The sequence below is a fragment of the Campylobacter sp. P0085 genome, from assembly GCF_002139495.1.
In the GTDB taxonomy this organism is placed as follows: Bacteria; Campylobacterota; Campylobacteria; order Campylobacterales; family Campylobacteraceae; genus Campylobacter; species Campylobacter devanensis.
The window spans coordinates 316,236-329,409 of record NZ_MJKB01000001.1 but is presented as its reverse complement, the minus strand read 5'-3'; the positions used below and the strand labels follow the sequence as shown (position 1 = coordinate 329,409).

The window sequence follows — 13,174 nt, the reverse complement described above, 5'->3', positions numbered from 1 at the left end:
TTGCGACATTATCTGTTGCATAGCTTTATTATAATTCTGCCAAAAATGAGCAAAGATATTAGCTATTTTTGGCGGGATTTTGAATACTTGCTAGACTTTGGGTTTTGTTTGGCTTTTTTGATGCGCTCGGAGTTGCTAGTTTTGCTCTTTTGATTAACTCACTAAATTCATACCCTTCTAATGATATACTTTGAGCCACATGAGACTCAAATATCACATCAATTGAGCGACTTTTTATAATCTTTAATAACGCATCTTTTTGCTCGATTGGATCTCTAGTTGTAATTGCTATAGTATTTAAATTTTTATGAATTTTAGACATAACTCTCCCTTAAAAGCCAAATTCTACACAAAAAAATATAATATAAAGTATAATAATAAAATGAAATTTAACTTTACCCGCTCACTAGTCAAAATTTCTAATAAAAGTTTTATAAAATTTAATGTATAATGGCGACTTTTTACAAACGAAAGGATTAATATGCGGAGTCATTACTGCACCGACTTAGACGCACAAGATATCGGTAAAAGCGTCAGTCTATGTGGTTGGGCAAATTCATACCGAGACCACGGCGGCGTTATATTTATAGATCTTCGTGATAGAAGTGGAATTATCCAGCTTGTATGCGATCCAGCAGACAGCAAATCAGCACACGAAATAGCATCAAAAGTTAGAGATGAATATGTCCTAAGAGCCAAAGGAAAGATAAGAGCTAGGGGTGAGGGACTAGTAAATCCAAAGCTAAAAACCGGCGAAATTGAAGTCGTAATAGATGAGCTAATCATTGAAAATGAGAGCGCTCCACTACCTTTTGTAATCGGCGATAATAGCGTTGGTGAAGATATTAGGCTTAAATATCGATTTTTGGATTTAAGAAATGAAGATAGCCTAAGCAAATTTCAACTTCGCTCAAAAGCTAGCATAGCGTGTAGAAATGCCCTTGATAGATTAGGATTTTTAGAGGTTGAAACCCCTATGCTAACTCGTGCTACACCTGAGGGCGCAAGGGATTATCTAGTGCCTAGCCGTGTTCATCCTGGCGAATTCTACGCCCTACCACAAAGCCCACAGCTCTTTAAACAGCTATTAATGTGTGCTGGATTTGATAAGTATTTTCAAATCGCAAGGTGCTTTAGAGATGAAGATTTAAGAGCTGATCGCCAACCTGAATTTACTCAAATTGATGTTGAAATGAGCTTTTGCGATCAAGAAGATGTGATAAAAGTCGGCGAAGAGGTGCTAAAAGATATATTTGCAGCTTGTGGGCATAATATCCAAATTCCATTTAAAAGAATGAGTTATAAAGATGCTATGGAGTTTTATGGTAGTGATAAGCCAGATCTTAGATTTGACCTAGCTATGGTCGATGTAATCGATATCTTCGCTAAATCAAATAATCAAATTTTTAGCACTCCAGCACAAGATCCAAAGAAAAATAGAGCCAAAGCTATAAAAGTCCCAAATGGAGATAATATATTTAGCAAACGCCAAATGCAAAGATTTGAAGAATTTGTCCGTAAATTTGGCGCTAAAGGCTTAGCATTTATCCAAATAAAAGATCCAAAAGATACAGCCGGACAAGATAACTGCGTAAATTTTGATGGACTTAGCCTAAAAGGGCCACTAGTTAGATTTTTTAATCCAAGCGATCTAAAAGAGCTAGTTTCTAGAATAGATCTTAAAATCGGTGATGTCGTATTTTTCGGTATTGGAGAGAAAAAAACTGTGCTTGATTATATGGGTCGATTTAGAATTTTTTTAGCTAATGAGCTTGGTATAATAGATCAAAAATCATTAGAATTTTTATGGGTTGTAGATTTCCCTATGTTTGAGCAAAATGATGATGGTAGCTACTCAGCGATGCACCATCCATTCACAATGCCTAATAACCCAGATGAGCCAAATTTAGAAGATATCACGAGCATAGCTTATGATGTTGTCTTAAATGGTGTTGAGCTTGGCGGTGGAAGCATTAGAATTCACAAAAATGATATTCAACAAAAGGTCTTTAAACTTCTTAAAATAGATGAAAACGAACAAAGAGAGAAATTTGGATTTTTACTTGATGCGCTTAGTTTTGGTGCGCCTCCGCATGGTGGATTTGCTATAGGCTTAGATAGACTTATTATGCTAGTTACAAACTCATCAAGCATAAGAGATGTTATAGCATTCCCTAAAACTCAAAAAGCCTCATGTCTAATGACTCAAGCCCCAAGTGGCGTAGATGCTCATCAGTTAAGAGATTTAGGATTAAGATTAAGAGAAAAGGAAAAATAATGAAAAAGCTATTTTTAATAATAGGCGCCCCAGGCAGCGGAAAGACTACAGACGCTAGTATAATAGCTAAAAACGACTCTAAATTTAGCCACTACTCAACAGGCGATCTATTAAGAGCTGAAGTCGCTAGTGGTAGCGATCTTGGTCGCTTGATAGATAGCTTCATCTCTAAAGGCAATCTAGTCCCACTAGATGTAGTTGTAAATACCATAGTTAGCGCTATTAAATCTAGCCCTACAGAGTATATTTTAATAGATGGCTATCCACGAAGTGTAGAGCAAATGTTAGAGCTTGATAAGGTCTTATCAAATACAAATGATGTTAAACTAAGTGGCGTTATAGAAGTAGATGTAAGCGAACAGGTCGCAAGAGAGAGAGTCTTAGGCAGAGCTAGAGGCGCTGATGATAATGATGAAGTCTTTAATAACAGAATGAAAGTCTATCTAGCCCCACTTAAAGAGATTAGAGATTTTTATAGTAGCAAATCCCTACTTCGCAATATCAATGGCGAACGCACCATCGAAGAGATTGTTAGCGATATGGCAAATTTATTAAACACTATGATAAAGGAGTAAATTATGGATATAAGTAAAATCAAAGCTGGCAATAATCCAGATAAACTAAACGCAGTAATCGAGATCCCATACGGATCAAATATCAAATACGAAATAGACAAAGATAGCGGTGCTGTCGTAGTAGATCGCGTGCTATACTCAGCTATGTTTTATCCAGCTAATTATGGATTTATCCCATCAACTCTAGCTGATGATGGCGATCCAGCTGATGTTTTAGTCTTAAACGAATACCCACTTCAAGCCGGTAGCGTGATACCTTGTCGCTTAATAGGCGTTTTGGTAATGGAAGATGAGAGCGGCATGGATGAAAAGCTCTTAGCAGTCCCAGTAACCAAAATCGACCCTAGATATGATGGTATCAAAAGCATAGATGACCTACCAAAAGCCGCACTTGATAAGATCAAAAATTTCTTTGAAACATATAAAATGCTTGAACCAAACAAATGGGTAAAAGTCAAAGGTTTCGAAGATGCTAAAAAAGCTCAAGATATCTTAGACAAAGCTATCAAAGCTTACAAATAACCTTAATGTGGCAAAATCTTGCCACATTAATTAAATTTAAATTATCAACTAAAGGATTAAAATGATAATCTGCGAAGAGTCCTATCCAGAGATTTTAGATATTATCGTCTCCAAGCTCACAACTGCTGATATAGAGCTTTTATTAGTTGATAGCGATGCTATGCATCAAATAAATTTAAAAGAGCGCAAAATAGATAAAACAACAGATGTTTTAAGCTTTCCGCTCCACTATGTCCCGCACTTTCCAATTGGCTCAATAGTTATAAATACAGACCTAGCAATGACTAAAGCCAATGAACTAGGACACACAATAGATGAAGAGATAGCTCTACTTTTTACTCATGGATTACTTCATATTCTTGGATATGACCATGAAAACGATGATGGACAGATGAGAAGAAAAGAAATTGAAATCTTAAATGAGCTAAATTTACCAGATAGCCTAATAGTAAGAACATTAGATGAGTAGTAGGGACTAGCCCTACTATCTTTTAGAATCTACCATTTAGTGATAGATAGTATCTTCTACCTTCATCTACTCTATCATATGTATTTACATATGCATCTTTACCTTTGTTTTTATAAGTTTCAAATCCATCTGTAAAATCTTTATCAAATAGATTATATACTCCAGCATTTAGGCTCCAATTTTTATTTATCTCATATGAAGCACCTAAAGAGGCTAAAAATACATTTTGATAATACTCTCTATTTATATTATCATTCCCCATATATCTATCTATCTGCCACTCACCTTTTATCCATGGAGTGATTTTTTTAGTTATAGAGTAGTTAGCTTTAGCTACTATATTATGCTTTAAGCTTCCCTCTTCTGGTTTGCCTATGCTATCTTTAGTAGCACTATCTTTAATCTCAGTATCTAGATATGTATAGGATAAATTTAAATTCATATCACTAATAGGTCTAAGTCCGGCGCTAACTTCTACACCCATATACTGCACTTCACCATGATTTATAGCTTGAGAGCATGAGCTACCTCCAGTAGCACTTGCGTTACAATTTCCTATATGAGGTATAGCTTCGCCTTGATTGTATGATGTGCTTGAAATTTTATCTTTAAAATCAGTGATAAATCCAGTTACAGCCATATCAAATATATCATCACTATAGCCCATACCTAGCTCATAGTTTATCGATGTCTCCTCTTTTAGATCTGGATTACCGTATGTTGGGGTTTTGCCTTGACCGCTATAGTTATACTCTCCAGCTATTAGCTTATTTGCTGTAGGAGCTTTAAAGCCTGTTGATACACCACCTTTAAATGTGAAGTTATCATTTAGATTATAGACTAGATACACTCTTGGAGAGATATTATTACCAAATGTCTCATGGTAGTTATATCTAGCACCTAGTGTTAATCTTAAATTTTCTAATATCGAATACTCATCTTCAGCAAATGCCGCTATAGCATACTGGCTAAATCTGCTTGGACTAGCTATCTTATCTTGCATTTTTTCTAGTTTATACTCAGCCCCAACGCTTAATATATTACTTTGACCAATTGGAATCACAGCCTTAGTATCAGCTATATAATCTTGAGCTAAGATATCTCTATTTTGTCCTTTATATGGATTTTGTGCTACAACTAATCTACTATCATTAGTTACGCGGTTATACTGAATACCTGAATTTATAGTAAATCCATCATACACACCCTCATGCGTTAGATAGGTTACTAACTTTTCTACATCCATAGTTGGTTCATAGCCGCCTTTTGCTCCTACTGTACCAAGCTGCCCCTCTCTATTATCATAGTGATTTCTAGCATAATCTATATCAAATGTAAATGTATTTGCATCATCATGCATATAGTTTAATCTTGTGCCTATATTATAGTTATTAGCCTTTGTTGGGCTTTCACCTTGACTTCTATCTAATTCTTTACCATGTTCATTTCTATATATTACATTTGATTGCTCTCTATAGCTTTGTGCATATCTAAATGTAGCGCCTAGTTTATTCTCTATTAATGGACCATCAGCATAGATATTAAATCCATATAAATTTCCCCACTGATTATCCTCATTTATTAAGGTATTTAATCCAAATGAAGCACTCCACTCATCGCTAACCTTTTTAGTGATGATATTTACCACGCCACCTAATGCCTCTGAGCCATATAGGGTACTCATAGGACCTTTTATAACCTCTATTCTTTCAATACTAGAAAGTGGCGGCAAAAATGCGTTCATCACCTCACCAAATCCATTTGGTCCTATATCTCCACTAATACCTTGACGTCTTCCATCGACTAAGATTAGTACATATCCATTACCTAAACCGCGTATAGATATATTATTCGCACCAGTTTTGCCAGGTGCTGATATATCAACTCCTGGTATATCAGATATAGCCTCAGCTACATCTCTATATGGCTTTCTTTCTAAATCCTTTTTGGTAATGACATTCATTGTTGCTGGAGCTTCTTTAATCTCTTGAGAGAATCCCGAAGCCGTAACAACCACCTCATCTAATGCATATTTATCGCTGGCTAGAGCGCAATTTGATATATATGCGATTGCAGCTACAGAAAGTAAATATTTTTTATTCATAAATTCACCTTTAAAAAATTAATAGTGAAATTATATGATAATAATTATTAAAATAGATTTAAAAGCAAGCCAAATTTAACTAAATTTAAATATCAAATAAATCAAAATATTATCTAAGTTATTATTTAAAATTCGATTCAAAAGCCTAAAAATAGATACTTTTGATTATAATTTAATAGATGAATTTAATAATATATCAAGTTTAGCTAATGTATAATTACAAATTATCCGTCTAAATTTCAAATTATAAGGGGAGCTTATGAGTAAGCAAATCGAAGGGTTTCTTGGTATAAGCGAGGATCGCAAGAAGAGTAGAATTCCTGCAAAACTCGATCTTATTCAAAGTGGAACTGGGCTATTCCTAGGACTATTTATGTGGGCACATATGCTGTTTGTATCTACCATACTATTTGGTGAAGATGTTTATAACCAAGTTGTGCATATTTTAGAGCTTAGATTTATGTATGATAGCCCAAATATGAGCTATGTTACTAGCTTTTTGGCAGCCTGTGTGCTTGTAATCTTTTTTGTCCATGCTGCGCTTGGTATGAGAAAAATGCCTATCAATTTTAGACAATGGCAAATTTATCGTGCTCACGCAACTCGTATGAAACACGAAGATACAACACTTTGGTGGATTCAGGCTTGTACTGGGTTTATTATGTTTTTCCTTGGGTCAGCGCACCTAATCATCATCATCACAAATTCAGATCAAATCGCCCTACTAGCTGATGGCACACTTGGATCAGCTGAGCGTGTTTATAGCCATTTTATGTGGTTATTTTATCTAGTATTGCTTTTTGCTGTTGAACTTCACGGAAGTATAGGTCTATACAGACTATGCGTGAAATGGGGATGGTTTGAGGGCAAAGATGCCAAAGCAACTCGTAAAAATCTAAAAAAAGCTAAATGGATTTTAAGCGTATTCTTTATAGCTCTTGGACTATTAAGCCTTGGGGCATTTCTTAAAATCGCTATGAACTAGGAGTATAGTATGAATGTAAAATATTATGATGCATTAGTAATCGGCGGTGGTCTAGCTGGTTTAAGAGCTGCTGTAGCCGCTGCTGATAAGGGTCTTAGCACCGTAGTTTTAAGCCTATGTCCTGTCAAAAGAAGCCACTCTGCTGCCGCTCAAGGCGGTATGCAAGCAAGCCTTGGTAACTCAAAAATGAGTGAAGGCGATAATGAAGATGTGCATTTTGCCGATACTGTCAAAGGTAGCGACTGGGGATGCGATCAAGAAGTTGCTAGAATGTTTGTCCAAACCGCACCTAAAGCGATCCGTGAGCTTGCTAGTTGGGGCGTGCCTTGGACTAGAATCACAAAAGGCAAAAGAAGCGCTATCATAAACGCACAAAAAACTACAATTGATGAAAAAGAGAGCGTACATGGTTTAATCCATAGCCGTGACTTTGGCGGTACAAAAAAATGGAGAACTTGCTTTACTGCTGATGCTACTGGCCATACAATGCTATTTGGCGTGGCAAATGAAGCTTTAAAACGCAATGTAGAAATTCATGACCGCAAAGAAGCTATAGCTCTAATCCATGAAAATAACCGCTGTTATGGTGCGATTGTTAGGGATTTAGTAACTGGCGAGATCACAGCTTATGTAGCCAAAGGCACCCTAATCGCAACTGGTGGTTATGGTAGAATTTACAAACACACTACAAACGCTGTTATTTGCGAAGGCACAGGCGCTGCTATCGCTCTTGAGACTGGTATTGCTAGACTTGGCAATATGGAAGCCGTCCAATTCCACCCAACTCCAATTGTTCCAAGCGGTATATTACTAACTGAAGGCTGCCGTGGTGATGGTGGGATATTAAGAGATGTTGATGGATACCGCTTTATGCCTGATTATGAACCAGAGAAAAAAGAGCTAGCTAGCCGTGATGTTGTTAGTCGCCGTATAATGGAACATATTAGAAATGGTAAAGGGGTTAAAAGCCCTTATGGCGAGCATGTCTGGCTAGATATTAGCATTCTTGGTAGAGAGCATATAGAGAAAAACTTGCGTGATGTCCAAGAAATTTGCCAAATTTTCAATGGTATAGATCCAGCTGATGAAGGTCCAAAAGGTTGGGCACCTATTCTACCAATGCAACACTACTCAATGGGCGGAATTCGTGTCAAACCAACTGGTGAGAGCCAAACCTTAAAAGGGCTATTTAGTTGCGGTGAAGCTGCTTGTTGGGATATGCATGGATTTAACCGCCTTGGTGGAAATAGCGTTGCTGAAACTGTAGTAAGTGGTATGATTATCGGGGATTATTTCGCTGAGTATTGTGATAAAAATGAAGTAGATATCCAAACCAAAACAATAGAGAGCTTTATCAATAAAAGCAAAGAATATCTAAATGAACTCATCAATAAAGATGGCAAATACAATGTATTTGAAATCAAAAATAAGATGAAAGATATAATGTGGGAACATGTGGCTATCTTTAGAACTGGCGATGGTCTAGCCAAAGCTGTAAAAGAGCTAGAAGAGCTATACAAAGAGAGCACAAATGTAAAATTAGAAAATAAAGAGCTATATGGTAATCCTGAGCTTGAAGAGGCTTATCGTGTGCCTAAAATGCTTAAACTAGCTCTATGTGTGGCTTATGGCGCACTTCAAAGAACTGAAAGTCGTGGCGCACACTATAGAGAGGACTATCCAAAAAGAGATGACGCTAACTGGTGTAAGAGAACTTTGGCATACTGGAAAGAAGGCGATACGCTCCCAACACTAGAATACGAAGAGCTAGATATTATGAAAATGGAGATGCCGCCAGCATTCCGTGGATATGGCGCTAAAGGCAATATCATAGAAAATCCACTATCAGCTAAACGCCAAGCCGAAGTTGATGAGATCCGCTCTAAAATGGAAGCTGAAGGCAAAAATAGACATGAAATTCAAGATGCTTTAATGCACTATGAACTTCAACCAAAATACAAAGCATTAAACGAAAGAGCAGGTATAGGCTATGAGTAGAAAAATAAAAATTAGAGCATTTAAATACAATCCTCAAAGTAAAGTTAGCAAACCGCACTTTGCTGAGTATGAACTAGAAGAAACCGATGGTATGACACTTTTCATCGCATTAAATCAAATTCGTGAAAAATTTGATCCGGGTCTTAGCTTTGACTTTGTCTGTCGTGCTGGGATCTGTGGAAGCTGTGGTATGGTCGTAAATGGTCGCCCGCAACTAGCTTGTAGAACTCTTACAAAAGATTATCCAAGTGGCGTTATCGAGCTTATGCCACTACCTGCATTTAAACTACTTAAAGACTTAAGCGTTGATACAGGTAACTGGATGAATAATATGAGTAAAAGAGTTGAGAGTTGGATACACTCAAATCACACTACTGATATTAGCAAAATGGAAGAAAAAGTCGATCCAGACGCAGCTCAAGAGACCTTTGAGCTTGATCGTTGTATCGAGTGCGGTATCTGTGTAGCAAGTTGTGGAACGGCTCTTATGAGACCTGACTTTATCGGTGCTGTGGGGCTTAACCGTGTGGCTAGATTTAAAGTTGATCCACTAGACAATAGAAGCGATGAAGATTTCTATGAGCTTGTAGGCGATGATAATGGCGTCTTTGGTTGTATGAGCTTGCTTGGTTGTGAAGACAACTGCCCTAAACACTTGCCACTTCAAAGCAAAATCGCCTATATGCGCCGCAAACTAGCTACTGTAAAATAAACAAATTTAGCTTTCGCCCACTTTTGATAGCGTGGCTTTAAAATCCCAAATTTATTAGAATTTGGGATTTTTATTATTTTTATTCTCCATTTTTTATTCTTTGTTTTTTATTTTTATTCTTTTATTCATCAGCAAAATTCCAATTTCATCTACCTTTATAAAATCAAATTTTAATAGCTTTATAATTTTAAAAATATATTATTTTAGTTTAATACTATTTAAATTTTTATTTAATTATTATCCAAATTTAAGTTAATATTAATTAGGGGGGGGGTATAATTGAGCTTTAATTTTATTTTTCTTAAAAAGGATATAAAATGAAATTTAAAAATAATCACGCAGATAAGTTTTTAGATGAGCTGTGGAAAAAGATAGAACAAGGGCTTTTAAATGCTCAAAAAAGTGATATTTGCGAGTTTTTATTGTATCTTTTAAACAAACACGCTGTGGTGCTAGAAAAGAATGATTTTTTACACGAATATAGCCCAAATGAGTTAGCTAGAATTCTAGTTTCTACACCTTCAAAAATCAAAACTATACAAAATAATATTGCTTTTAAATTTATGGATAATGATGAATATAAAGATATTTTTAAAGATTTGATTAAAAAGCTTGGAGATAAAAAAATAGAAATATTTGAAAGCGAAAATAAAGGCAAAATATGTTTTAGTTTAGAGAGTAGAGAACAAAAAAGCATACTTGATGAAAAACTAAAAAAGCTTGGTGGCGCTAAATATGATTTTTCTTTTAATAGCGAACTTGTAAGCATTGATAAGGGCAAGTTTTTAGAGCTTTTAGAAAAAGAAGTTGGCAGTGAAAATATAATAAAAATTGTAAAAAATATATCAAAAAAAGATATAAGCATTGAAAAAGCAAAAGAGTGGATTCAAACTGCTTGTACTTTAAAAGATTTTGTATCTATGATTAGTGAATTAAAACCATTTTTTAGTTAAATTCAAAAATAAGGAGAAAAAATGACAGAACAAACAAAGGCAGTGTTTGAAAATCCACAACTTCTAAGAGAAAAACTCTTAGCTTACTTACAAACACCAGAAAAAGTAGAGATTTACGCTCAAGCAGCAGAAAAGTTTTTTAACACTGGTGGCAGAATCTCACTTAAATTTACGCCTACTTGGTCTTGGTGGGGATTTATTGGCACTATTTGGTTTTTGTTTTATAGAAAACTAAATATGCATGGTTTAGGCTTTTTTGTAGCTTTGGTACTTACAAGCTTTGTGCCACTTTTACCTGCTATTGTAACGATTGCTATACCTATTGCTGGCAAATATTTTGTAATCAAGCGTTTTGAACAAGCATTAGATATGAATAATGATATGATCTTCGTACAAATGTCTGGCGTAGCAAAATGGGCTATATATGTAGCTATTGCTCTCTCGGTAATTGGCGTGATAGTCTCTATCGCTATGTTTTCATTTTTTGGTGCTCTTATGAGCGATTTAAATAGCGTAGATGCATATTAAGAAAGGATAAAAATGACACCTACAGCACAAAATTTTTTAATGTCTTTACAAGGTAAAATTGGAGCAAATGAGCTAATAGCCACACAAGGCAGGCTAGAAAAAATCCCAGATGATAAAATCACAAGCCTAGCATTAGTTGAACTAAAAAGCCCAGTAATTGGGCTTATTTTAGGCTTACTTTTTGGTGGTTTTGGCGTAGATAGATTTTACAAAGGTGATATAGGGCTTGGAATTATAAAATTTCTTTCTATGTTTATTTTAATAGGCTTTATTTGGGTGATTGTAGATTTATTTTTAGTTTATAAAGGAATTCAAAAAGATAACTTTATGAAACTAAATATGGTACTCTCAGGGTATTAGAAGCTAAAATGGATATAAATATTTTTTTGATGACACATATGTCGTATTTTCCAAACAGAATCGATCTTATGAATAATATTAAAGAAAAAGCTAGCTCGCTAAGCGAAGATAAAAAACAAAAGTAACACAAGCACTGGCAATGTATAAGTTTTACAATCCTACTTTAATGACATTTTTAGCTATTCCTTTAATCATAATAGAATGTGTTATTTTTTTAGTAATTCTAGGTTTTGTGGATGATTTTATTATTCGCAATATTTTTGGCTCTAAAATTATTGAAGGTGGTGTTGGGCTTTTTATAGCTCTTGGAGCATTTATTTATGAGTTTTGGAATACTTATAAAAATAAAAAAACTTATAATTACGAGACCTTAATTGCTATCTTAAATGGTGAAGAGGTAAAAAATTCATTTATAAGATCGTATTTTAATATACCTTGCTATAAATTTATTAAAACAGATGCCTACAAACTAGAAGAAAAACAAGCTTAACAAAATGAGAAACAATGAAAAAATCTTAATTCTAGCTAGTATTTTTCTAGTAAGTAGCGTATTTGCTAAAAATGCACCAGTAAAAATATAAACACAAACAAATAGACTTACACAGGTATTTTTGGTTTTCAAAATATCACATAACAGCATTAGATGATATTGCCATAAATAGCATTACTCTAAATCGTAGCAATTGCAAAGTGGCTTACCCCAATTTTAGCTACAAATTTCCACAAAAAGCTAAATATTTAACCACGGCATTTTATGACAAACTGCAGTAATATTTTAGAAATAACAACTGATGTTGATGGACTAGAGTGGACTTCTTCGCAAAACTAGCTCAAAAAACAGCAAACCCTCTAGTGAATTCTATAAGAAATTCTAAAATTCCCCAAATTTTTCACAATTTTCGGCTATAATTCTGCTAAAATATCATAAAACAAAAGGTAAAAAATGTCATCAATCATAACCCTACGCTCAAGACTTCAAAGTATAATCGAGAACAAGGCGTGGAATTACGCCATAATTGCGGTGATTTTATTTAACTCGCTTTTGCTAGGACTAAACACCAGCACTGAGATAAAAGCTAGTTTTGGCGGGCTTTTAAACGCCCTTGATATGCTCTGCCTTGTGATTTTTACCATAGAGCTTGCCCTGCGTCTATTTTGCTACCGCCTAACATTTTTTACAAATAAAGAAAAATGGTGGAATATCTTTGATTTTTTAATAGTCACACTTAGCTTTGTAGCTATTGAGTATTCAGTACTTCGCACACTTAGAACACTTAGGATTTTGCGACTCATCTCATCAGTACCAGCTATGCGCGTGGTGGTCGATGCAGTGCTAAAAACAATCCCAGCAATGCTTAGTATTTCAGCCTTGCTTAGCATTTTTTACTATGTTTATGGCGTGCTTTGCGTGGAGTTGTTTGGAGAGAAATTCCCTGAGTGGTTTGGCACATTGCCAAGGGCGTTATATACGCTATTTCAGATAATGACGCTTGAGAGCTGGAGTATGGGCATCGTGCGGCCTGTGATGGAGGTCTATCCATATGCGTGGATAGTTTTTGTAAGCTATATCGTCATTGTGGGCATGATAGCGCTAAATCTCATCGTAGGCGTCATCGTAAATAGCCTAAATGAGCTTAATAAATAGCGTATTTAGCTGAATTTAAAGATAAAAATTAAATTTAGATATTTT

General features: G+C 35.2%; 13 protein-coding genes and 1 pseudogene. 12 read left to right on the top strand and 2 right to left on the bottom strand.

The features are described 5' to 3' along the window. Nucleotides 1-58: 58 nt before the first annotated feature. Complete coding sequence (locus CIGNP85_RS01715) at nt 59-322, bottom strand: hypothetical protein (protein WP_086282527.1); 264 nt, start codon at nt 320-322, stop codon at nt 59-61. A gap of 159 nt (nt 323-481) precedes the next feature. On the opposite strand from CIGNP85_RS01715, the gene aspS reads away from it, so the two are divergent. From aspS to ybeY, 4 genes are all read left to right on the top strand, one after another. Further along, entirely contained in the window at nt 482-2,278 is a 1,797-nt protein-coding gene (gene aspS, locus CIGNP85_RS01710; protein ID WP_086286723.1) for an aspartate--tRNA ligase, read from the top strand. After that, a complete protein-coding gene (locus CIGNP85_RS01705) occupies nt 2,278-2,853 on the top strand; it encodes an adenylate kinase (RefSeq protein WP_086224167.1) in 576 nt (191 codons plus the stop codon). The genes aspS and CIGNP85_RS01705 overlap by 1 nt, the downstream gene beginning before the upstream one ends. A 3-nt stretch (nt 2,854-2,856) precedes the next feature. Then, nucleotides 2,857-3,375: an inorganic diphosphatase gene (ppa, locus tag CIGNP85_RS01700; RefSeq protein WP_086286722.1), complete on the top strand. Its 519-nt coding sequence runs from the start codon at nt 2,857-2,859 to the stop codon at nt 3,373-3,375. Between the two features lie 61 nt (nt 3,376-3,436). Next, entirely contained in the window at nt 3,437-3,844 is a 408-nt protein-coding gene (ybeY, locus tag CIGNP85_RS01695; protein WP_086224164.1) for an rRNA maturation RNase YbeY, read from the top strand. A 22-nt stretch (nt 3,845-3,866) separates the two neighbouring features. Here the strand turns inward: ybeY and CIGNP85_RS01690 are convergent, their stop codons facing one another. Further along, nucleotides 3,867-5,948: a TonB-dependent receptor domain-containing protein gene (locus CIGNP85_RS01690; protein WP_086286721.1), complete on the bottom strand. Its 2,082-nt coding sequence runs from the start codon at nt 5,946-5,948 to the stop codon at nt 3,867-3,869. Between the two features lie 259 nt (nt 5,949-6,207). Between CIGNP85_RS01690 and CIGNP85_RS01685 the strand changes: the two are divergent. The 8 genes and pseudogenes from CIGNP85_RS01685 to CIGNP85_RS01650 all read left to right on the top strand — a co-directional run. After that, a pseudogene (locus tag CIGNP85_RS01685) lies at nt 6,208-6,921 on the top strand (fumarate reductase cytochrome b subunit); the annotation flags it as partial. A gap of 21 nt (nt 6,922-6,942) precedes the next feature. Next, on the top strand, nt 6,943-8,931 hold the full coding sequence (locus CIGNP85_RS01680) for a fumarate reductase flavoprotein subunit (protein WP_086232438.1): 1,989 nt from the start codon (nt 6,943-6,945) through the stop codon (nt 8,929-8,931). Next, a complete protein-coding gene (locus CIGNP85_RS01675; RefSeq protein ID WP_086224159.1) occupies nt 8,924-9,643 on the top strand; it encodes a fumarate reductase iron-sulfur subunit in 720 nt (239 codons plus the stop codon). Before CIGNP85_RS01680 ends, CIGNP85_RS01675 begins: the two co-directional genes overlap by 8 nt. A gap of 317 nt (nt 9,644-9,960) precedes the next feature. Continuing rightward, nucleotides 9,961-10,596, top strand: coding sequence for a hypothetical protein (locus CIGNP85_RS01670; protein WP_086232437.1), 636 nt, complete (start codon nt 9,961-9,963; stop codon nt 10,594-10,596). A gap of 21 nt (nt 10,597-10,617) precedes the next feature. Further along, complete coding sequence (locus tag CIGNP85_RS01665; RefSeq protein ID WP_086286720.1) at nt 10,618-11,124, top strand: hypothetical protein; 507 nt, start codon at nt 10,618-10,620, stop codon at nt 11,122-11,124. Nucleotides 11,125-11,136: 12 nt separating this feature from the next. Continuing rightward, nucleotides 11,137-11,484: an NINE protein gene (locus CIGNP85_RS01660; RefSeq protein ID WP_086226461.1), complete on the top strand. Its 348-nt coding sequence runs from the start codon at nt 11,137-11,139 to the stop codon at nt 11,482-11,484. A gap of 139 nt (nt 11,485-11,623) precedes the next feature. After that, nucleotides 11,624-11,974, top strand: a complete 351-nt coding sequence (locus CIGNP85_RS01655) for a hypothetical protein (protein ID WP_086226462.1) — start codon at nt 11,624-11,626, stop codon at nt 11,972-11,974. A gap of 453 nt (nt 11,975-12,427) precedes the next feature. After that, nucleotides 12,428-13,129 carry an ion transporter gene (locus CIGNP85_RS01650; RefSeq protein ID WP_086286719.1) on the top strand — a complete coding sequence of 234 codons (702 nt, stop codon included), beginning with the start codon at nt 12,428-12,430 and terminating at the stop codon, nt 13,127-13,129. Nucleotides 13,130-13,174 lie beyond the last annotated feature (45 nt).

Excerpts from the sequence above, each read along its gene's own strand:
- CIGNP85_RS01715 (WP_086282527.1), bottom strand. The coding sequence starts at position 322 with ATGTCTAAAATTCATAAAAATTTAAATACTATAGCAATTACAACTAGA.
- aspS (WP_086286723.1), top strand. The coding sequence starts at position 482 with ATGCGGAGTCATTACTGCACCGACTTAGACGCACAAGATATCGGTAAA.
- CIGNP85_RS01705 (WP_086224167.1), top strand. The coding sequence starts at position 2,278 with ATGAAAAAGCTATTTTTAATAATAGGCGCCCCAGGCAGCGGAAAGACT.
- ppa (WP_086286722.1), top strand. The coding sequence starts at position 2,857 with ATGGATATAAGTAAAATCAAAGCTGGCAATAATCCAGATAAACTAAAC.
- ybeY (WP_086224164.1), top strand. The coding sequence starts at position 3,437 with ATGATAATCTGCGAAGAGTCCTATCCAGAGATTTTAGATATTATCGTC.
- CIGNP85_RS01690 (WP_086286721.1), bottom strand. The coding sequence starts at position 5,948 with ATGAATAAAAAATATTTACTTTCTGTAGCTGCAATCGCATATATATCA.
- CIGNP85_RS01680 (WP_086232438.1), top strand. The coding sequence starts at position 6,943 with ATGAATGTAAAATATTATGATGCATTAGTAATCGGCGGTGGTCTAGCT.
- CIGNP85_RS01675 (WP_086224159.1), top strand. The coding sequence starts at position 8,924 with ATGAGTAGAAAAATAAAAATTAGAGCATTTAAATACAATCCTCAAAGT.
- CIGNP85_RS01670 (WP_086232437.1), top strand. The coding sequence starts at position 9,961 with ATGAAATTTAAAAATAATCACGCAGATAAGTTTTTAGATGAGCTGTGG.
- CIGNP85_RS01665 (WP_086286720.1), top strand. The coding sequence starts at position 10,618 with ATGACAGAACAAACAAAGGCAGTGTTTGAAAATCCACAACTTCTAAGA.
- CIGNP85_RS01660 (WP_086226461.1), top strand. The coding sequence starts at position 11,137 with ATGACACCTACAGCACAAAATTTTTTAATGTCTTTACAAGGTAAAATT.
- CIGNP85_RS01655 (WP_086226462.1), top strand. The coding sequence starts at position 11,624 with ATGTATAAGTTTTACAATCCTACTTTAATGACATTTTTAGCTATTCCT.
- CIGNP85_RS01650 (WP_086286719.1), top strand. The coding sequence starts at position 12,428 with ATGTCATCAATCATAACCCTACGCTCAAGACTTCAAAGTATAATCGAG.